At 36.9% G+C, this 20092-nt stretch carries 17 protein-coding genes and 1 pseudogene; 16 read left to right on the forward strand and 2 right to left on the reverse strand.

The window, feature by feature from the left end; genetic code table 11:
- The first annotated feature begins 165 nt into the window (after nucleotides 1-165).
- The 12 genes and pseudogenes from JCM9152_RS19475 to JCM9152_RS19525 all read left to right on the forward strand — a co-directional run bounded on the left by JCM9152_RS19475 (nucleotide 166) and on the right by JCM9152_RS19525 (nucleotide 11844).
- Complete coding sequence (locus tag JCM9152_RS19475) at nucleotides 166-720, forward strand: hypothetical protein (RefSeq protein ID WP_035347191.1); 555 nt, start codon at nucleotides 166-168, stop codon at nucleotides 718-720.
- Complete coding sequence (locus tag JCM9152_RS19480) at nucleotides 717-1349, forward strand: GNAT family N-acetyltransferase (RefSeq protein ID WP_035347194.1); 633 nt, start codon at nucleotides 717-719, stop codon at nucleotides 1347-1349. Before JCM9152_RS19475 ends, JCM9152_RS19480 begins: the two co-directional genes overlap by 4 nt.
- A 328-nt stretch (nucleotides 1350-1677) precedes the next feature.
- Nucleotides 1678-3021, forward strand: a complete 1344-nt coding sequence (locus JCM9152_RS19485; protein ID WP_035347196.1) for a GH1 family beta-glucosidase — start codon at nucleotides 1678-1680, stop codon at nucleotides 3019-3021.
- 201 nt (nucleotides 3022-3222) lie between these two features.
- Nucleotides 3223-4515 (forward strand): ABC transporter substrate-binding protein, encoded by a 1293-nt coding sequence (locus JCM9152_RS19490; protein ID WP_035347198.1) that lies wholly within the window; start codon nucleotides 3223-3225, stop codon nucleotides 4513-4515.
- A gap of 134 nt (nucleotides 4516-4649) precedes the next feature.
- A complete protein-coding gene (locus JCM9152_RS19495; protein ID WP_052016204.1) occupies nucleotides 4650-5585 on the forward strand; it encodes a carbohydrate ABC transporter permease in 936 nt (311 codons plus the stop codon).
- A gap of 12 nt (nucleotides 5586-5597) precedes the next feature.
- Nucleotides 5598-6452 (forward strand): carbohydrate ABC transporter permease, encoded by an 855-nt coding sequence (locus JCM9152_RS19500; protein WP_035347199.1) that lies wholly within the window; start codon nucleotides 5598-5600, stop codon nucleotides 6450-6452.
- Nucleotides 6453-6555: 103 nt separating this feature from the next.
- Nucleotides 6556-7155 carry a YesL family protein gene (locus JCM9152_RS19505; RefSeq protein ID WP_035347201.1) on the forward strand — a complete coding sequence of 200 codons (600 nt, stop codon included), beginning with the start codon at nucleotides 6556-6558 and terminating at the stop codon, nucleotides 7153-7155.
- 35 nt (nucleotides 7156-7190) lie between these two features.
- Nucleotides 7191-8207, forward strand: coding sequence for a LacI family DNA-binding transcriptional regulator (locus JCM9152_RS19510; protein WP_035347203.1), 1017 nt, complete (start codon nucleotides 7191-7193; stop codon nucleotides 8205-8207).
- A gap of 141 nt (nucleotides 8208-8348) precedes the next feature.
- Nucleotides 8349-8741, forward strand: coding sequence for a hypothetical protein (locus JCM9152_RS19515; RefSeq protein WP_035347204.1), 393 nt, complete (start codon nucleotides 8349-8351; stop codon nucleotides 8739-8741).
- Nucleotides 8742-9523: 782 nt separating this feature from the next.
- Nucleotides 9524-10264, forward strand: a pseudogene (locus JCM9152_RS19520) (glycoside hydrolase family 16 protein); the annotation flags it as partial.
- Nucleotides 10247-10657, forward strand: a complete 411-nt coding sequence (locus tag JCM9152_RS24240) for a carbohydrate-binding protein (protein ID WP_369384595.1) — start codon at nucleotides 10247-10249, stop codon at nucleotides 10655-10657. The pseudogene JCM9152_RS19520 and the gene JCM9152_RS24240, both read left to right, overlap by 18 nt.
- 122 nt (nucleotides 10658-10779) lie before the next feature.
- The gene (locus tag JCM9152_RS19525) at nucleotides 10780-11844 is read left to right on the forward strand and encodes a LacI family DNA-binding transcriptional regulator (RefSeq protein WP_081728151.1); all 1065 of its coding nucleotides are present in this window, start codon (nucleotides 10780-10782) and stop codon (nucleotides 11842-11844) included.
- A 123-nt stretch (nucleotides 11845-11967) separates the two neighbouring features.
- Here JCM9152_RS19525 and gdhA read toward each other — a convergent pair whose 3' ends face one another.
- Complete coding sequence (gene gdhA / locus JCM9152_RS19530) at nucleotides 11968-13344, reverse strand: NADP-specific glutamate dehydrogenase (RefSeq protein ID WP_052016208.1); 1377 nt, start codon at nucleotides 13342-13344, stop codon at nucleotides 11968-11970.
- A 307-nt stretch (nucleotides 13345-13651) separates the two neighbouring features.
- The gene (locus JCM9152_RS22760; RefSeq protein ID WP_156315012.1) at nucleotides 13652-13807 is read right to left on the reverse strand and encodes a hypothetical protein; all 156 of its coding nucleotides are present in this window, start codon (nucleotides 13805-13807) and stop codon (nucleotides 13652-13654) included.
- 287 nt (nucleotides 13808-14094) lie between these two features.
- Here JCM9152_RS22760 and gltC point away from each other — a divergent pair, with 287 nt between their 5' ends.
- The 4 genes from gltC to JCM9152_RS22765 all read left to right on the forward strand — a co-directional run.
- Nucleotides 14095-14991: a glutamate biosynthesis transcriptional regulator GltC gene (gene gltC, locus JCM9152_RS19535; RefSeq protein ID WP_035347209.1), complete on the forward strand. Its 897-nt coding sequence runs from the start codon at nucleotides 14095-14097 to the stop codon at nucleotides 14989-14991.
- Nucleotides 14992-15055: 64 nt separating this feature from the next.
- Nucleotides 15056-16342 (forward strand): homocysteine synthase, encoded by a 1287-nt coding sequence (locus JCM9152_RS19540; protein ID WP_035347211.1) that lies wholly within the window; start codon nucleotides 15056-15058, stop codon nucleotides 16340-16342.
- 177 nt (nucleotides 16343-16519) lie between these two features.
- Nucleotides 16520-17401: a peptidoglycan-binding protein gene (locus JCM9152_RS21610; protein ID WP_052016210.1), complete on the forward strand. Its 882-nt coding sequence runs from the start codon at nucleotides 16520-16522 to the stop codon at nucleotides 17399-17401.
- 580 nt (nucleotides 17402-17981) lie between these two features.
- Nucleotides 17982-20092 (forward strand): glycosyl hydrolase 53 family protein (locus JCM9152_RS22765; RefSeq protein WP_158318465.1); only part of this gene is annotated, 2111 nt, incomplete at its 3' end.

Here is a 20092-nt window from a genome sequence, read left to right on the forward strand (position 1 = left end):
TTTTTTTTTGTTTTCTTTTTTCAAATCCATTCATGTTTGTATAGACCTCATTTTATAGTTTTATGATATTTTACTACAAAACTATTGTTGCGTCGAGCGGTGTGTAGTAATATAGTTTTATAGTTATTTATATTATAAATACAAAACTATAAAGAGGTGTTTCGAATGAAAAGTGTGCAAATTCCAACTTTTTTTCATGAGGTTTTTGGTAAAAGGCAGCTTTTGCTTCATTTAATTAGTGTATTAGTTGTTGGTTTTGTTTTGACCATTTCCTTATTTTTATACAGCTATGATAGCTATGAATTAGTACCTTTTTGGAAAATGGGCTTAGCATTTATTCTTATTTTTGATATTTTTGCAGGTGCCCTTGCTAATTTAACGTCTGGTACAAATGATTATTATATGCAAAGTCACCTTAGACGAATGGTTTTTATAGCTATTCATGTTCATATTTTGTTGATTGCTTACTTATTAGGTGCGAACTTCTTCATTGCTTGCCTAGTCTGGCTGTATACTATTTGTTCTGCCTATATAGTGAATTTGCTGAAAGATGAGCCACAATTATTTACTGCGGGGGTGCTGTTTCTTGTAGGCTTATTAGGTGTATCAATGTTATGGATTACGGAACCTCTCATGCTTATTGTAGCCATTGTGTTTCTCTTTAAAGTTATATTCAGCTTTGGAGTGAATCATTATAAGGAAAAGGAGAGAGAAGAATGAGCCCTTTTTCTATACGTAAGTTGGAAAGTACAGATCGTTCAGCATTTATTCATGTAATGGTAAATGCTTTTGAAAATGATCCTTTATTGCAACATGTATTTTCTCAATTGAATCATAATGACAAACAAAAAAAGAGAATGGTTGCTTTTTTCCGTTTTATATTTGATCAATCCTTCCTTTTTTCAGAAGAAGGTTGGGGAATTTTCGAGGATGAGCGGTTAGTAGGAGCATACATTGTCGAATCCCCTTCTAAGAAAAGCAATCATATCGGACGTGACAGGTGTCGGCTTATTTTGTGTGCCTTCACCCTTTTACTGAAGATAGGGTTTCGTTCCTTCCTACGGTTGAATGATTATTTTGTATCAACAAGAAAGGATTCAATGCTGAGATATCACTACTTAATTGTCATTGGTGTTTCTGTTGGCATGCACAGGAGAGGGATAGGTCGATTGATGCTAAATCATCTAGTTGATGAAGTAAAGGCAGATGATCAATCGATTGGAATTGCATTGGATACGGAGAACACTCGCAATATTGCTATTTATGAAAAAGTAGGGTTTAAAATGACTAAAGTGATCCAAAGTAAAGGATTGCCAATTTACTGCATGAAAATGTCGATAAAAAGCTAAGTCGTACACATTTAGGCGCACATCTATTTACTCTTACAATATTTCCTTCTTTTTTAATGCACATTCGTTGCAGGGAGTGGTTTAAAGTAATCACATTTGGCAAAGGAGAAATAAGTATGAAAAAGTATTGCAATTAGATTGTAATCATTTTATAATAAATTTATCGAAAGCGGTTTCCGAAATAATTCTATCAAATCATAATAGAAAATGAAATAATTATAAAAAATGAGATGATTTGCAGGATATTTAGAATTATCACCTATTTTTTACATTTTCGAAAGCGCTTTTTATTTAGTTTTTTTTACGGTTTTTCGAAAGGGGTTTAGTAATGGCGTTTATTCAATTTCCGAAAGAGATGAAATGGGGAGCAGCAACAGCATCCTATCAAATAGAAGGGGCTGTTAATGAAGGTGGACGTGGCTTATCTATATGGGATACGTTCTCGAAAACCCCCGGTAAAGTATATAACGGAGACAATGGCGATGTTGCGTGCGATAGCTACCATCGTTATGAAGAGGACGTTGAAATTATGCAGGATCTCGGTATTAACATGTATCGATTTTCCGTTGCGTGGCCTCGTATTTTCCCGAATGGAATAGGAGAGGTGAATCAAGAGGGGCTTGATTATTATCATCGTCTAGTAGATCGCTTGCTTGAGGCTGGAATTGAGCCGTTATGTACACTATATCATTGGGATTTGCCACAAGTGTTACAAGAACAAGGTGGATGGGATAACCGTGAAACTATCGAGGCATTTGTTCATTATGCGAAAACGATGTTTAAGGAATTCGATGGTAAGATTACGAAATGGATTACGTTTAATGAGCCGTGGTGTGTTTCATATTTATCGAACTTTTTAGGAGCGCATGCTCCAGGATACACCGATCTACAATTAGCGACGAATGTTGCCCATCATTTGCATGTTGCTCACGGTAAAACGGTTATTGCATTTAGGGAGTTAGGCACGCAAGGGGAGATTGGCTATGCTCCTAATGTCGAATGGAATGAACCGTATAGTGATAAACAAGAGGATAAGGACGCATGTGCACGGGCGAATGCTTTCTTTATTGAATGGTTTTTTGATCCTGTTTTTAAAGGTAGCTATCCGACATTCCTTGTTGATTGGTTTAAAGAAAAAGGTGTGACTGTACCGATTCAAGAAGGTGATATGGACATCATCCATCAACCAATCGATTTTGTTGGAATTAACTATTATACAGGTAGTGTCGGGCGTTATAAGAAAGATGAAGGATTATTTGATCATGAGCGTGTTGACACGGGATATCAGAAAACAGATATTGGGTGGAACGTTTATCCAGAAGGTTTTTATAACGTATTACGATATTTGACAAAGCGTTATGGAGCATTTCCAATCTACATTACGGAAAATGGTTCGTGCTATAACGATGATGTGGAAAATGGCAAAGTGAATGATCAAGGTCGCATTGATTATTTGAAGCAACATTTAACATCGTTACATCGTGCTATGCAATCAGGTGTAAACATTAAAGGGTATTTAACTTGGTCACTATTGGATAATTTCGAATGGGCTGAAGGGTACAAGATGCGATTTGGTATTGTTCATGTCAATTATCGTACTTTAGAAAGAACGAAAAAAGAAAGCTATTACTGGTATCAACATATGTTAGAAAACAATTTTTTTGAAGTGTAGAGCAAGAGATTGGTTGTAAAGGGAGCCTTCACTGATTCTGTCAGTGGAGCTCCTCCTTAGCAAAATCACTGCCAATCCTTACTAAAAAGAAAGCGCTTTAATTCACTTTAAGGAGGTGATGCTTTCATCAGAATGGATAACGTGTAGAAATGGACTATTTTAGAAGGGACAAATCAATCTTTATTTAAGGGGGAAAAGAAAATGAAATGGTTAAAGGTAGCAGCAACATCTTTATTTGCAATAGCTATGTTAGTAGCATGTGGAGGTAATGAGGATACTTCTTCAAATGATGGTGACAATGGTGGTGGTACATCAGGTGGAGACGAAGTTGAATTAGTATTTTGGGAGTTTGGAAATACGGGGTATGATGTCTTAATTGAAGAATATGTAGCGGATAATCCACATGTGACGATAAACCTTCAAAACAGTGATATGAATGATCTACATGATAATTTATTTACATCTATTTCTGCTGGAAGTGGTGCACCTGATATTACGATGATAGAGGAAGGTCAGATTGAGCGTTTTCGTAGCGCTGAAAGTGGTTTTGTGAACCTGTATGACCACGGTGCTAGTAATGTAGAGGGAGAGTTTTTGGAATGGGTATGGCGTAATGGAGAAAATGGTGAAGGTGACTTCTTATTTGGTCTACCAACAGATATTGGTCCAACAGTCATGTTCTATCGTACCGATGTATTTGAGGAGGCTGGCTTTGAATCTTCACCTGAAGCGGTTTCGGAATTGGTTGCTACTTGGGATGACTATGAACGCGTTGCCAATGAAATCTATGAAAATACAGGTAAGTTAATGACGGATAGTGCAGAGCTTGTTTACAATGCACGCCGTGATCAAGCAACACAGCAATATTTTAACACAGACGATGAACTAATTATGGATGAGCATCCTCAAATAAGAGAAGCGTTTGATTACACAGCTAGTCTTCTTGAGCAAGGAGTACTAGGGGAAATTCCACTTTGGGAGCCTGAATGGTACGCAGGCATGGGAAATGGATCGTATGCTACTATGTTAGCTCCTGCGTGGATGCAAGGGAATATTAAGGACAATGAACCTGAAGAAGGAGTTTGGTCTATTACAACGATGCCTGAAGGTGCAGGGAACTGGGGAGGTTCTTATTTAGCTGTTCCTTCAGAAACGAATCATGCTGAAGAGGCGTATCAGTTTATTGAATGGTTAACTGCTCCAGAACAGCAATTAAAGGCATTTTTAGGGTATGGTCTATTTCCATCAGCACCAGCAGTATATGATATGCCTGAGTTCTTAGACTATGAAGATGACTACTTTGGAGGCATTGCAACAGCTCAAGTATTCTCAGAAGCAGCACAAGCTGTCGAGCCGGTTTACAAAGGTAGAAGCTACTACGATGTTGATGATGAAGTGAAAGAAGCTATTGACAATGTATCTGCAGGGTCAGACACTCAAGCAGAGTGGGATGCAGCTCTTGAACGAATTAACAGAGTGCTAGACAGACAATAGTCTTTTTATTTAAAGGGTTGTCCATTTATTACTAGCGGTGGACAGCCCTCAAACAATTTAAGAGTTTCATAACCTATACTGCCTATCTTATTTATTCTCATTTGTCTAAGTTCATTGTTTAAGGAGGGGAAACGATGGAGCCGGTTCAAAATACAAAACCAAAAACGAAAGTGGCAAAAATGTCGGAGAAACGAAAAACGTCACTGTCTGCTTATATCTTTATATCACCATTCTTTATATTGTTTGCGATCTTTGGGCTATTCCCGATGATTTTTAGCTTTTATTTGTCGTTCTTTCGATGGGACGGTTTAAGCCCGATGACCTTTAGTGGCCTGAGAAATTTTGAATTTATTTTTACAGATCCTGTTTTCTATTCATCTATTTATAATACGTTTATTATTGGGATTATGGGAACAGTGCCACAGATTGTTGTAGCCATTGTGCTGGCATTTGCTTTGAATTCGACATTGATTCGATTCCGAAATACATTTCGAACATTAGTGTTTTTACCATATATCACATCTATTGTAGCAGTCGCAATTATCTTTGGTGTTGTCTTCAATAATCAACCATTTGGTTTTGCGAACTATTTGCTTAGCTTCTTTGATATTGATCCAATTCGTTGGAATCAAGAATATTGGCCAGTTAAGTTTGCTATCGCATCAATGGTGTTTTGGAGATGGGTTGGGTATAATACGATCATTTTCCTAGCTGGTATGCAAAGTATCCCGAGAGAATTGTATGAAGCGGCTAAAATTGATGGAGCAACCGTTGGACAGCAAATACGATTAATTACATTACCGATGTTAAGACCAATAATGATGTTTGTTGTATTCACTGCAACAATTGGAAGCTTTCAGTTGTTCACAGAGCCTTTAGTTTTCTTAGGAAGAGGTTTACGTGAAGAAGGGATTACGATGGTTGCTTATTTATGGAGAGATGCGTTCGTGTATAATTCGTTTGGAACGGCATCTGCAGCAGCGATTGTTCTATTCCTTATTATAATTGTATTAACATCCATTAATTTATTGATTACAAATCGAATTGGCCGTTCAAAGAAAGTTGGTTAAGGAGGGATTGAAATGGCTAAAAAATATTCAGAAGTAGGCTCCAAGCGCTTCTCATTAAAAAAACTATTTGTATATTTGTTTCTTATAACTGGGTCATTACTTTCCTTATTTCCATTTTATTATATGTTTGTAATGGCCACTCGTACAAATCGTGAAATAAATCAAGTTCCGCCACCATTTATACCTGGTAGCAATGTAGTTGAAAATTTCCAAAAAGTTCTTAGTAATATTGATTTCTTTGGTTCGATGTTAAATTCATTCATTGTAGCATCAGCTATAACTCTTGGAACTTTGTTTCTGTGTTCGTTAGCAGGTTATACATTCGCCAAGCTTGACTTTAAAGGGAAAAATGTTTTGTTTGTCATGATATTAGTTACGATGATGGTGCCTCCGCAGTTAGGGCTGATCCCACAATATTATATTATTACATCGTTAGGATGGTTAAATGATTTAAGAGCCATTATTGTGCCTGGTTTAATAAATGCGTTCGGTATTTTTTGGATGAGACAATATATAAAAGATGGGGTACCATTTGAAATTATTGAAGCAGCTAGGATGGATGGTTGTTCTCATTTTCGTACGTACTGGAACGTAGTTGTACCAATGATTTTACCTGCATTTGCGACATTAGGTATTATTGTGTTTATGCACGTTTGGAATGACTTCTTGTGGCCATTAGTTGTATTAAGAGACCCTTCGGTGCATACGCTACAAGTTGCATTACGTGCTTTGAATGACGCAAGACAAGTCGATTATGGTATGATTATGTCTGGAACATTTTGGGCAACAGTACCACTAATCATCATTTTCTTACTCTTTAATCGCTTATTTATTCAAAGCTTATCTGAGGGCGCGGTAAAAAGTTAATAAAAGTGTAAAAGAAAAATAAATAGGGTTTAATTCATTTAACGATAATGGGCTCTATTTATTTTTCTGATCATATCTTAACGTGATTTGAGGGTTGTTCATCATGAGTTCAATGATTTTTAAAATCGCAAATCTAATTTATACATTCACTTATTTAAACATCCTCTGGTTCTTATTTTTTTTATTGGGATTTGGGATTTTAGGGTTCATGCCTGCGACGTTAGCTTTATTTTCTTCCATTAGAGGCTGGTTAAAAGAAGGCAACGAGGTTACGATGAAGAAGTATTTCTACTACTTTAAGACAAATTTTTTTAAAACAAATGTGTTAGGTATTATATTTTTTATTGTATTCTATATTATATATGCCAATATAGAATTTGTTCCTTATTTCTATCCTAATGAAATTCACCTATATCTTTATATTATCATTGGCAGTGTAGGTGTAATTGCAGTTCTTACATTTGTTAACTTATTTTCGATCATGGCCCATTTTCACTATTGTACATTCCAATATGTCAAAGTAGCGATTGGATTTGTTTTTTATAAACCATTTCAATCATTATTACAGCTTATTTGGATTGGTGCCTATTTTGGGATGGCTATTTTTTTCCCAACGTTTTTCATCGTAGTAGGTGTAAGTGTGATTTCCTATGTTTTAATGGCAACGAATTATTCTCTATTCAATCGAGCTATTGATGTATAATAGACATAGTAAGAGAATGGTAGGAGAGAAGCGATATGGCAACTATTTATGATATAGCAAAGAAAACGGGATATTCGATTACAACTGTATCGAAAGTTTTAAATAATTATTCAGATGTTAGCGATAAAACGAGAAAGAAAATAATCGAAGCTGTTAATGAGGTAGGTTATTATCCAAATTCTAATGCTCGTACACTTACAACGAAAAAATCGTGGTCACTTGGTGTCGTTTTTGTTGAAGATTCTGGAAAGGGGATCGAGCATCCATTTTTTAGTGCGGTCATTGAAAGCTTTAAAAAAAGTGTTGAAAAATCAGGATATGACCTATTATTTGCTTCTAATCGAATAGGTCATGAGGAGAAATCCTATTTAGATCATTTTTTATACCGTGGTGTTGATGGTGTTGTTGTAGTTTGTTCCATTTTAAATGATCCAGATGTGAAGAAGTTAGTGCAGTCAAATATTCCGACTGTTGTCATTGATTTAGACAGTCATGAATCAAGTGTGGTGTATAGTGACAATTATTATGGAAGTGAATTAGCTGTCGATCATCTTTACTCATTAGGTCATCGAAAGATTGCACATATATATGGGGACAAAAATGAGTTTGCCGGTGTACAACGTCTAGAAGGATATATTAAAGCGATGAATAAGCACGAATTATCATTAAGAGACGAGTATATTGTTGACGGTGGCTACTTTTCTTTTTCAGGCGGACAAGAAGCTATGAAAGCGCTACTAAAATGTGAAGATAGACCAACTGCTGTTTATGTAGCAGGGGATTTTATGGCACTTGGAGCGATAAAGGAGATTCAAAGAGCAGATCTAAGAGTTCCTGAAGATATATCTGTTATTGGGTTTGATGATATTCAAATGAGTCAATATATGTCACCTGCGTTAACAACGATTAGGCAGGATACCGAATTAATTGGCAAAACAGCTGCGAATTTACTAATTGAGCAAATTAATGATAAGAAAAAGAGAGCGATGTCTGTTAAAATCCCAGTATCTCTAATTGAGAGGGATTCTTGTAAGCCCTTAAATTATAATTAATTTCGTTTATTTTTTCAATAATATTTTTTTTTAGATAAATAGCTGTGACTAAATCATGAATGATGAGTAGCTGCTATCATTTGTAGCTTTCACATATGATATGATGATAGTTAGAATATGATAATCATTGAGGTGTTAAGTTTGAATCGAACGAAATTATTATTACGGTTTTCGGCAGTTTATGCGGTTATAGGGGTATTTATAGGGGGGCATATGGCTGGGGCAGGCTCGTATATGTTTAGAGCGATTCATGCTCATATCCTTGTAGTCGGATGGCTTTCGTTATTTGCTTTTGCAGTGTTTTATGCTCTATTTAAAATACCAAAGTCATCTAAGCTAGCTTCTGTTCAAGTGTGGACAGCGTTGATAGGAAGCTTTGGTTTGACAGCTGGGATGTGGGTGTACAACTTTAATCCAGATGAAGTATTTACGCTTATCTTCTATATTATAGGTGGAACCGTTTTAATGGTAAGCTTTGTTGTGTTTGCCATTATGACATTTGTTTTCGGCGCAATGTTCCATGATAAGAAGTAGGAGATCATAGAGAATATCAAAAAGAAGGCTATACGTTACAGCGTGTAGCCTTTCTTTTAAAAGGTAAGAATGTATAAAATTTGTAGAAGCCATGTGGGAAAAGCATAGAGGGTGTTGGTAAACGCAAAGGAGAGCGACGGTTTCGTACGTTACACGTTTTTTTGAAAGAACCCGATAATGCCTGACTTATCAAATTTATAAAATAGGCCTTTAAGAGCGTGTTCAAAAAGTATTTTAAGAAGTTTGGTGCTACGCCCTTGTGGAGAGAAAATCGCTCTCCACAAGGCTTTTAAAAGATGTAGCGGACTGTAAGGTTATTCAAAAAGATCCAAAACCGACCTTTTTAAACAACCTCTTTAATCTAAAAAAAGATTGAATTTATTTCTGAATCATTTATAATGATATTGAAAGCGCTTTCTATAGCATTAAGGTTGTTACTGAAAAGTAATAACAAATTTTTTAGCCATTTACTAACGCGTGTTAGTAAATGGCTAATGACAAAAACGAAAGGAGGATGATTCATCAGTAACACCAGAGCTATCGATTGATGAACTAAGTGAGAAAGAAACTGAAGAAAAAGATTCTAATGAAAATGACGAAAGATTACCTGATACAGCCACCTCATTATTATAGCTATTTACTATTGGGACTGTTAGTTTTGCAATAGGTATAATTCTTTACTCAAGATCTAGAGTAAGCAGAACGAGTATATAAGAAAAGTAGAATCCCTAGGTAAGTATTTGTAGCGAATGTTTAGTAAAAAATTTTGGGGAGTGATCACAATGAAAATGTACAAAACGGTTATTGTCTTTGTCTTGACTTTATTAATACTGGTCTCGGTAAATATTGTGTCGTATGCGCATAATCCAATAACAGAGGAAGAATTATATCATTCGTTTCATCATCATGATGGGGTAAACTGGCAGGTGTCAGACGGGTGGAGAAATGATGATTCTTTTTTTGGATGTCATTGGAGCCAGAATAGGGTTAATTTTTTTGATGGCGAAATGGAACTGTCTCTTCGTACAAATCATTCCTACGCAGCACCATATAACTATGAGTGTGCTGAATATGCTACGACCCATTTTTACGGTTACGGATTGTATGAAGTATCGATGAAGCCATCGAATGTATCGGGTGTTATTTCATCTTTCTTTACGTATACAGGTCCATCGTATAATGGAGCACCTTGGGATGAAATTGATATTGAATTTTTAGGTAATGATACGACTAAGGTGCAGTTTAATTACTACACGAATGGTGTAGGCGGGAATGAAATACTCCATGATTTAGGATTTGATGCAGCAAATAGTTTTAATACGTATGCATTTGATTGGCAAGAGAATTATATTAGCTGGTATGTCAATGGACAGTTAGTAGCAACAGCAACCGAAAATATTCCTAGTAACCCAAGTAAAATTATGATGAACATTTGGAATACGTATGGTATTGATGAATGGGCAGGAGCATATGGGGGACAAAATGCTAATGCCTCATATGAATGGATGCGCTATACACCGAACAACGGGGGACCACAGACACCGATAGCTTCTGATTTTCAGTTGCGTGCATGTGAGTATAGTGATGCAAGTGGAGTAACCTCATGGAATTGTGGTGTGGGAAGTTTTTACCCTGGTAATTGGATAAAATTTGATAACGTAAATTTATCAACAGGGTATAATGCATTTGCTGTAAGCTATGCTTCAACACAAAGTGGGAGTTTTGACATTAGACTAGGTAGTCCTAATGGCCGAATTATTGGAACGGTCAACTATGGACCGACAGCTGGTTGGGCGAATTATCAATGGAATGGGACTCCTTCATTAGATGTAACAGCTCAAGGCGTTCACGATATATATATCGTATCTCGTGCTGGTTCCGCTAATTTAAGAGAATTTTGGTTTAAAAATGAATGATTAAAGTAGGGGATAAATGCGAATACTAACCAAAGATTTTTTAGTAAGGCTGTCCAGAAGGCAAGTTGTCCTTTTGAGACAGCCTTTTGTTATAATAGAATAAACTATTAAGGATAGGGTGTATGATCATTATGCGAAGTGAGGATCTTGCAAAGCTTATTGGTGTTTCTCGAAGCACGATAACTAGAGTAATAAATAATTATCCAGATATACCTCAGGCAACTAGAGAGAAAGTGTGGAAAGCGATCGAAAAATATAATTATGCGCCTAATGCTTCGGCAAGAAAGCTAGCAGGTGCAAAAAATAAAATGATTGCTATAGTAGTGTTAGATGTGAAAAGCGATGCCCCACATCATCTCAAAACGACTGACGACACATTAATACACAACAATCCATTTTTTGCTCCGGTTATTAATGCAGTTAGTGACCAAGCTAATAAACTGAATTATTATGTTATTATTTCTATTGTTTATTCGAGAGAGGACTTAAAAAAGGTTGAAAGTATTTTCAATCAAAAAATGATTGAAGGTGCTATTTTTGTTGGTACACAAGAAGAGGAAAATGAGTTTATTTTTAAGCTTATTAAACAAGGCTATAAGATTGCAATGATTGATACAAGCGCAGTGTATAGTAAAGAACATAATGCTATTTATATTAATCCAGATAACTACGAGGGTAGTGCGAAAGCCGTAAATCATTTAATTGAACTTGGACATGAAAATATTGGGATTATTACAGGGAGCCTAAACAAATTGTCAGCTAAAGAAAGGCTAGATGGATTTAAAGAGACTTTAAGCTATAATGGATTAAAGCTCAGCGAGGACCATATTTTTCAAGGTGATTTCACTGAGGATAGCGGTTACGAAGGGATAAAGTATATATTCAATGCATCTAACATGCCGACAGCCATTTTTATCAGTAATGACACAATGGCTATTGGAGCGTATAAGGCCATTACAGAGTTAGGATTGACTATTCCGGATGACATTTCTATTGTAGGTTTTGATAATTCGTTTATTGCTCCATACTTAACACCACCATTGACCACAATAGATATTTCATTTGCAGACATAGCTAAAAGAGCAACAACACTTCTAATTAATTCGATTGAAGCAAAAGAACAGAATGGTATTGTCGAAAAGATAAATGCTACTCTAATAAATAGAAAGTCATGCAAACGTATATAAGGAGAAAGCCCCTAAAAAAGTAAACTTGTACTTTTTTAGGGGCTTAAGGAAAAGGGTGGAAGTGCACCCTAGATGTTATAAATGAAAATGTATGAAGGCTTCTTATTCGATTAAATTCAAATGTTAAATAACCCCTTGTGCAATCATGGCATCCGCTACCTTTTTGAACCCTGCAATATTCGCTCCAACAACTAAATTTCCAGGTACGCCATACGTGTTGGCAGCTTGGATACTATTTAAATATATATCTTTCATAATAACTTGTAATTTAGCATCAACTTCTTCAGCGGTCCATGACAACCTTGCGCTGTTTTGTGCCATTTCAAGTGCAGATACAGCTACTCCACCTGCATTAACAGCCTTAGCTGGTCCGAATAATACACGATTTTCTTGGAAAAGTTCAATTGCCTCTAATGTAGAAGGCATATTTGCTCCTTCTCCAACAGCTTTAACACCGTTAGCGATTAGTGTACGAGCAGCAGACTCATCAATTTCATTTTGTGTCGCACAAGGTAGCGCTATATCGCATGGTACATTCCAAATGCCGGTAGATCCAGGAATAAATTCAGCATGTGGATGAACCGTCACATATTCGCTTATTCGTTTTCTATCAATTTCCTTCAATTGCTTTACAGTCGCGAGATCGATTCCATTCGGGTCATGAATGTATCCACTAGAGTCACTACATGCAACGACTTTGGCTCCTAGTTGAGTTGCTTTTTCTATCGCATAAATCGACACATTCCCTGAACCAGAAACGACAACCGTACTTCCTGCAAAGGATTGGTCATTATCTCTTAACATTTCATTCACGAAATAGACAGTTCCATAGCCAGTCGCTTCTGTTCTTCCTAAGCTACCACCATAATTTAAGCCTTTACCTGTAAGAACACCTGACTCATAACCGCCTCGCATTCTTTTATATTGGCCAAATAAATACCCTATTTCTCGTGCGCCAACACCGATATCCCCTGCTGGTACATCAGTATCAGGACCTATGTGTTTACTAAGCTCAGACATGAAGCTTTGAGCAAAGCGCATGATTTCTAGATCTGATTTTCCCTTTGGATCAAAATCAGAGCCGCCTTTACCTCCACCAATTGGTTGGTTCGTTAATGAGTTCTTAAAGATTTGTTCGAACCCTAAAAATTTAATGATGCTAGCATTTACGGATGGGTGGAAGCGTAATCCACCTTTATAAGGTCCAATAGCACTATTGAATTGTACGCGGAATCCTCGATTGACTTGAACATTTCCTTGGTCATCTACCCAAGGTACTCTAAATGTGATGAAACGTTCAGGCTCTACGATACGATCGAGTACACCTGTTTCCATATATTTAGGTTCTTTTTCTAATATGGGTATTAATGAATCTAATACCTCTTTAACAGCTTGATGAAATTCAGGCTCATTTGGGTTTCGTTTGATAATCGTTTCATATAAATCACGAACATAATTGGCAGCCGCGGTCGTTTGGGGTGATTTTTCTAATATAGCCATTATACGATCCCTCCGTTTTAAATTTTCTGATAGTGAGTATTTTATTATTAGGAAAGGGAATCGAACAATATAAAAAATAGATGATACTTATGCTGAAATGATATAAGATGCACAAAATAGATAAAATTAATCTCGATTTGAGATCGTTTGTGAGGGATTACGTACTTTATATTTGAGGGTTATATTTAGTAAGAAAAGCTTGTTTATAAGGGTTATAACGGTTTTCTATAGAGAAGCTAATACGATGAGTAGTGTTTCATGAATATCTCAAAAGAGGAAATAATCTTCTGAGATATTCACATATAATTTAATATTTTCCACCATAGACAATTTTATATCGCGCACTATACTTTTTATTTACTTCGTCAATTTTTTGTTGGAGTTTTTCTTCTAAAAGAATTGGTTTCACATATTCCTCCTGGATAATTTCTTTTTGCCAATTACTCCATTCTTTATTAGACATCTTTGAATCATCCTTTCGTAAGTCTGTGATTTGTTAAAGTTATATACTTGAATTAATTGTTGATTTTTACAATCTTGAATGTCATGATAGAAGAGAAAAAATATTTGAATACTCAGTATATTGGGAATATTCCAAATTTATATAGTTGCGTATTTATTCTTTTTTCGATCCACGAAAAAAGTAACTGTATTTGACTTGTTATGCATATTCTATAACTGAGTAAACAATCTAATCAATATAAATAAAAGATAAGATCAATGCCTTTGTGATATGAAAGAGGGATGAAGATGGAATTAAGACAGCTTAAGTATTTCATGGAAGTGGCAAAAAGAGAGCATATGACGGAGGCTGCGGAAGCACTTCATGTTGCCCAATCAGCCGTTAGTAGGCAAATAGGTAATTTGGAGGATGAACTTGGTGTGGACTTGTTTGTTCGTCAAGGAAGACGTGTGAAGTTGACCCCGCTCGGTCGTATTTTTCTTGAACGTACGACGGAAGCGATGAAATTAATTGAAAGTGCAACGAGAGAAGTAGAGGAACATTTAGAGCCTGAAAAAGGTACGGTTAGAATTACATTTCCAATTAGTATGGCCGCCTTTACGTTACCTACTGCGATATCACGATTTCGTCAAAAATATCCTCAAGCTAAGTTTCAATTAAAGCAAGGGATCTATTATAACTTAATTGAAGATGTCGTAAATGGTGAATACAATATGGCACTACTAGCGCCTGTCCCAGAAGATGAACGTGTTGAAGGGTATACATTATTCACAGAAGAGGTTGTGGCCATTGTCCCTAAAACACATACGCTGTCAACAAATAGCGATTTATCGTTAAAGCAATTAGAAAATGAACCATTAGTTGTTTTGCCTGAAGGAATGTATTTTCGTGAGCTTGTTATTCAAGCATGCTTAGATCAAGGGTATTATCCGAACATTTCGTTTGAAGGTGATGATGTTGATGCACTTAAAGGTTTAGCATCTGCAGGGTTAGGGATTACATTACTACCAGAGGTAACAGTAATGGATAATGTTCCACATAATACAGTGAAGATTAGAATTAGAGATCCAAAAGTTATTCGAACAGTTGGCATTATTACACCAAAAGGGAGAGAATTGCTGCCTACTGAACGATTATTTTTACAATTTTTAAAAGAGTTTTTTGAAAATACAGTAAACGTTTGATTTATTTAATGGTAGAATAGATTAGAAATGGACATTTATTCTATTAAAAGGGGCTGAATCATTTATGTCAGAAGAGCAACGCTTTAATTTGGAAACGCTAGCAATTCATGCAGGACAGGAAATTGATCCTACAACTCTTTCAAGAGCCGTACCTTTATATCAAACAACATCCTATGGTTTTAAAGATTCAGAACATGCCGCAAATTTATTTTCCTTAAAGGAATTTGGCAATATTTATACAAGGTTAATGAACCCAACGACGGATGTATTTGAAAAACGTGTAGCTGAACTTGAGGGTGGTGCTGCTGCTTTAGCTACTGCATCTGGACAAGCTGCGATTACATGCTCCGTATTGAATATTGCTGAGGCAGGAGATGAAATTGTTTCAGCTTCTAGCTTATATGGGGGAACGTATAATTTATTTGCACATACACTGCCGAAGCTAGGAGTGAACGTAACATTTGTTGATCCAAGCGATCCGAATAACTTTAAAGAAGCTTTAACAGATAAGACAAAAGCAATCTATGCTGAAACGATCGGAAATCCTAAAGGGGATATTCTAGATATTGAGGCTGTAGCGGAAATTGCTCATGCGCATGGGATTCCGTTAATTGTTGACAATACGTTCCCGAGTCCTTATTTGTTACAACCTATTAAGCATGGAGCTGACATTGTTGTGCATTCCGCAACGAAATTTATCGGAGGTCACGGAACATCAATCGGTGGGGTGATTGTTGATAGTGGAAATTTTGATTGGACTGCAAATGATAAATTCAAAGGATTGACGACACCTGACCCAAGCTATCATGGAGTGGTTTATTCAGAAGCCGTAGGTCCTATTGCTTATATCATTAAAGCGAGAGTTCAATTATTGCGTGATATGGGTGCAGCTATTTCGCCATTTAATTCGTTCCTATTGCTTCAAGGCCTAGAAACGCTTCACTTACGAATGGAACGTCATAGTGAAAACGCTCTAGCGGTAGCTACTTTTTTAGAAAATCATGAAAAAGTTGAATCTGTTAATTATGCTGGGTTAGAAAGCCATCCGTCCTATGAATTAGGTAAGAAGTATTTACCAAAAGGTATTGGAGCGATTTTGACATTTGAAATTAAAGGTGGCGTCGAAGAAGGTAAGAAATTTATAGAATCTATGCAATTATTCTCTCATTTAGCTAACGTTGGAGATTCGAAATCACTTATTATCCATCCGGCTAGCACAACCCATCAGCAATTAAGTGAGGAAGATCAACGTGCAGCAGGAGTAACACCTGGAATGATTCGCTTGTCTATCGGTACAGAATCAATAGATGATATTATGAATGATTTGAAAAATGGATTGGCGTCGATTTAATATATAGCTTAGGTAGAAACACAAGAGGTGGATGCTTCTTGTGTTTTTTTGATTTCTTCATATCAGCGCTTTCATTACTCAAAATGTCTCTTACATGCATATGATGCTATGAGGGTTGTGTATGAAAAAAAATGACCCCTCGTAAGCATTATATTTTGATGATAAGGGGGAGATATGATGGGTGTATTTGATGGGTATCGTATTACGAGTGGGTTTGGCTGGAGAATTCATCCGATTCGTGGTGGAAGAGAATGGCATACGGGAATTGATCTTGTAAAGGCACATCAAGCTCCTATTGAAGCATTTACTGAAGGTCAGGTTCTATTTGCAGGGATGGGACAAAGTGGTTCAGGGTTTGGCGGTTATGGAAATGTCGTTTTAATAAGGGATAAAAATAATCGTGGTCAAGTGTATGCTCATTTAGATCGTGTTTCAGTAAGAGTTGGACAAACGGTTCACAGAGGTCAAGTGATCGGTATGCAAGGCGCAACTGGGGCAGTTACGGGGTCACATCTTCATTATGAAGTAAGAAAAAGAGCGGAATCTTCCCCTCCTTACGGATGGAGAGCGAACCGTGTGAACAATTGCTTAGATCCTACTGAATATTTACAACGCTATTATCAAACGACACAGAATACGAGTAGATTACTTTCGCGAAAACACCAACGGACAGGACCAGCCGTTCGAAAAATACAGAATCAATTACTTGCGGTAGGAGAATCATTGCCGAGATTTGGAGCTGATGGAACCTTTGGCGTAGAAACGGAACGGGCAGTGCGATCATTTCAGACGAAAAGAGGAATTAAAGTAGATGGTATCGTTGGTCCAGAAACTCGAGCTGAGTTAGCACAAGTACTGCCTATTTACAGAAGGTTAATTCAATTACAAAGACCCTATATGAGAGGACAAGATATTCGAGCTGTTCAACGAGTTGTTGGAACAACGGATGATTCAATTTATGGACCTATGTCAACCAATGCAGTTAGAAGGTACCAAGAGCAAAATCAGTTAACGATAGATGGTATTGTTGGTCCACAAACGTGGGGACATATGTTTTAGTAGAGCATAAAATTACGTTGTATTTTCTTAATTACGTCGTCAGTAGGCGTTACAATGATTTTGAGGTAGGATGAAGGTACTCCCCTTTCCCGTGTAATGTGTGGAGCCGCCTCACCCGCGAAACGGCTTACAACCTCTTTGATGAACCTTCTAATGGTTAAATGAAAAAGTATGGACAGAGGATCAGAAAAGGTCGACTGCTTAAGAACGTCATAGTAAGGTTTTGCTGAACCTTGCTATGATGTTTTTTTTGTATAGAAAATGGACCTCATTCTGTTAAAGGAAGTAATACGTTGCTTAATCGTACGAAGTGAATCGTCATTTCGCTAATGCGAAAAAGGAAGAAGAAAGTGAAACACAAACGGTCAAATAGTGAAATGAGGTTTCAGCAAGGCTCGTTATTTACCAGTATTAGCTCTGTAACGGTTTTTGAATGACTCAAATAAGAGAGAGATCCCCTATTGTTCTTATCAAAATATGAAATTTTCATAGAAGTATTTGATATTTAAAACATTATGAAAACGCTCTATTATTAACCATGTGAACTTAATAAAATTATTTTATGAAGGAGGAAGAGAACATGAATAAGAAAAAAGCTGGAATGTATCGTAAGGTATTAGCTTTTTGCGTTGTCTGTACAGTAGGCATCATTTTTGCTTTAACAACGAGTGCACAGTCATTTGTTCAAAATGGTAGCTTTGAACAAGATTTAGAAGGTTGGGTTACGAATGGAAGTGAAGCAATTACGACTCCGGAAAATGATTGGTTACCTGACAATGGTGGAGACAAATTATTAAATTACTGGAGTAATGATGCATACGAAGCAAATACATACCAAGTGATTACTGGACTTGAGGATGGTCAGTATGAGTTAAAGGCTTGGGTTGCTAATAGTGGAACCGTTGAAAGCAGTCTAATGTATGCGATTAGTGGCGAAGAGCAAGAGATCGAGATACCGACTACAGGTGATTGGCAAGAAATTTCTTTAGAAGTAGAGGTTGAAGCTGGGGAAGTAACGGTTGGATTTTATTCAAATGCTCATGGTGGTGCATGGCTTGGAGTTGATCTTGTATCATTAGAGAAAGTAGAAGGTGAGAATGTGCGTGATGATTTCATCAATGGCGTTGACATTTCAACATTAACAAAGGTTGAAGACAATGGAGGTATCTTCTATGATCAAGGTGTCCAAGCTGATCCAGTTGAAATTCTAGCAAACTATGGAGCGAATTATGCTCGTTTGAAAATTTGGGAAAATCCTCTTGATGGTGATGGCTATAATGGGTTAGACGATACGATTATAAAAGCCAAGCGTATTCAAGAGCAAGGTATGAAGTTTTTATTAAACTTCCATTACTCTGATTTTTGGGCTGATCCTGGTCGTCAAGATAAACCAAGAGCTTGGGAAGATTACTCTTTTGATGAATTAGTTGATGCTGTATACGATCATACGGCTGAGACGATTAATGCGTTAAAAGCTGAGGGTATTACACCTGATATGATTCAAATTGGGAATGAAATTCGTCCAGGAATGCTATTTCCAGACGGGAATATTGCTGAAAATGGCTTTTCTAATTTAGCTATTTTAGTTAATTCAGGAATTCAAGCTGTGCGTGACCATGCTGGAGAAGATGTGGATATTATGCTTCACCTTGATCAAGGCGGTGATAATAGTGCATATCGTTGGTGGTTTGACGGTATTATTGATGCTGGTGTGACTGATTTCCAAGTAATTGGAGCATCTTATTATCCATATTGGCATGGAACATTAGATGATTTACAAGAAAATTTAAATGATGTGAGTGATCGTTATGATCGTGATGTGATCGTTGTCGAAACGTCGTATGCGTTTACATTAGAAGATCAAGATGGTCATCCGAATGTATTTGGAAGTGCTGAGGAAAGTATTTCAGGATATCCAGCAACGATAGATGGTCAAGCAAGATTTTTATACGATGTTATGCAAGTTGTGAAAAATGTTCCGAATGAGCGAGGTATTGGTGTCTTTTATTGGGAGCCTGCGTGGTTAGGTGTTGAAGGGGCTGGCTGGAGAGCCGGAGAAGGAAATGGTTGGGAGAATCAAGCGATGTTTGATTTTGACGGCGAAGCGATTCAAGAATCATTGAGCGTATTCTCAGGGGCGATTCCTCCTATTCCTGAACCGAGGGAAGAAGATGATAAAACAGATCCAACGTTAGAAGGACTAGAGTTATTTTCGTATCAAAAGCCAACAAATGCATCGAGTAGTGAAGGCTTTGGCGGTGGGAAAGATAATGCTCCTGAAAATGCAGTAGATGGTGATGAATATACTTCATGGGGGACAGATGAAGGCAACGGCGCTTGGTGGTATGTTGATCTTGAAGATAGTGTATCAATTGAACGTATAATGATTCACTTTTGGGATGGAGTTGCTCAATTTGAATTAGAAGCATCAGATGATGGAGAGGAATATCGTTCACTAGGAGTCATTGATGTGGATTCTTCTCAAGTTGATTTATCGTTTGAAAGTGAACAAGCCAGGTTTTTACGTGTCGTTATTACGAATTCAACTAGTAACTGGGTTGGGTTTATGGAATTTAAAGCGTATGGGTTAGAAGAATCTTCTGATGAGGAAAACGAAGGAACTGGAGGAAACGAAGGAACTGGAGGAAACGAAGGAACCGGAGGAAACGAAGGAACCGGAGGAAACGAAGG

The organism is Halalkalibacter hemicellulosilyticusJCM 9152, assembly GCF_000513115.1.
Lineage (GTDB): Bacteria > Bacillota > Bacilli > Bacillales > Bacillaceae_D > Halalkalibacter > Halalkalibacter hemicellulosilyticus.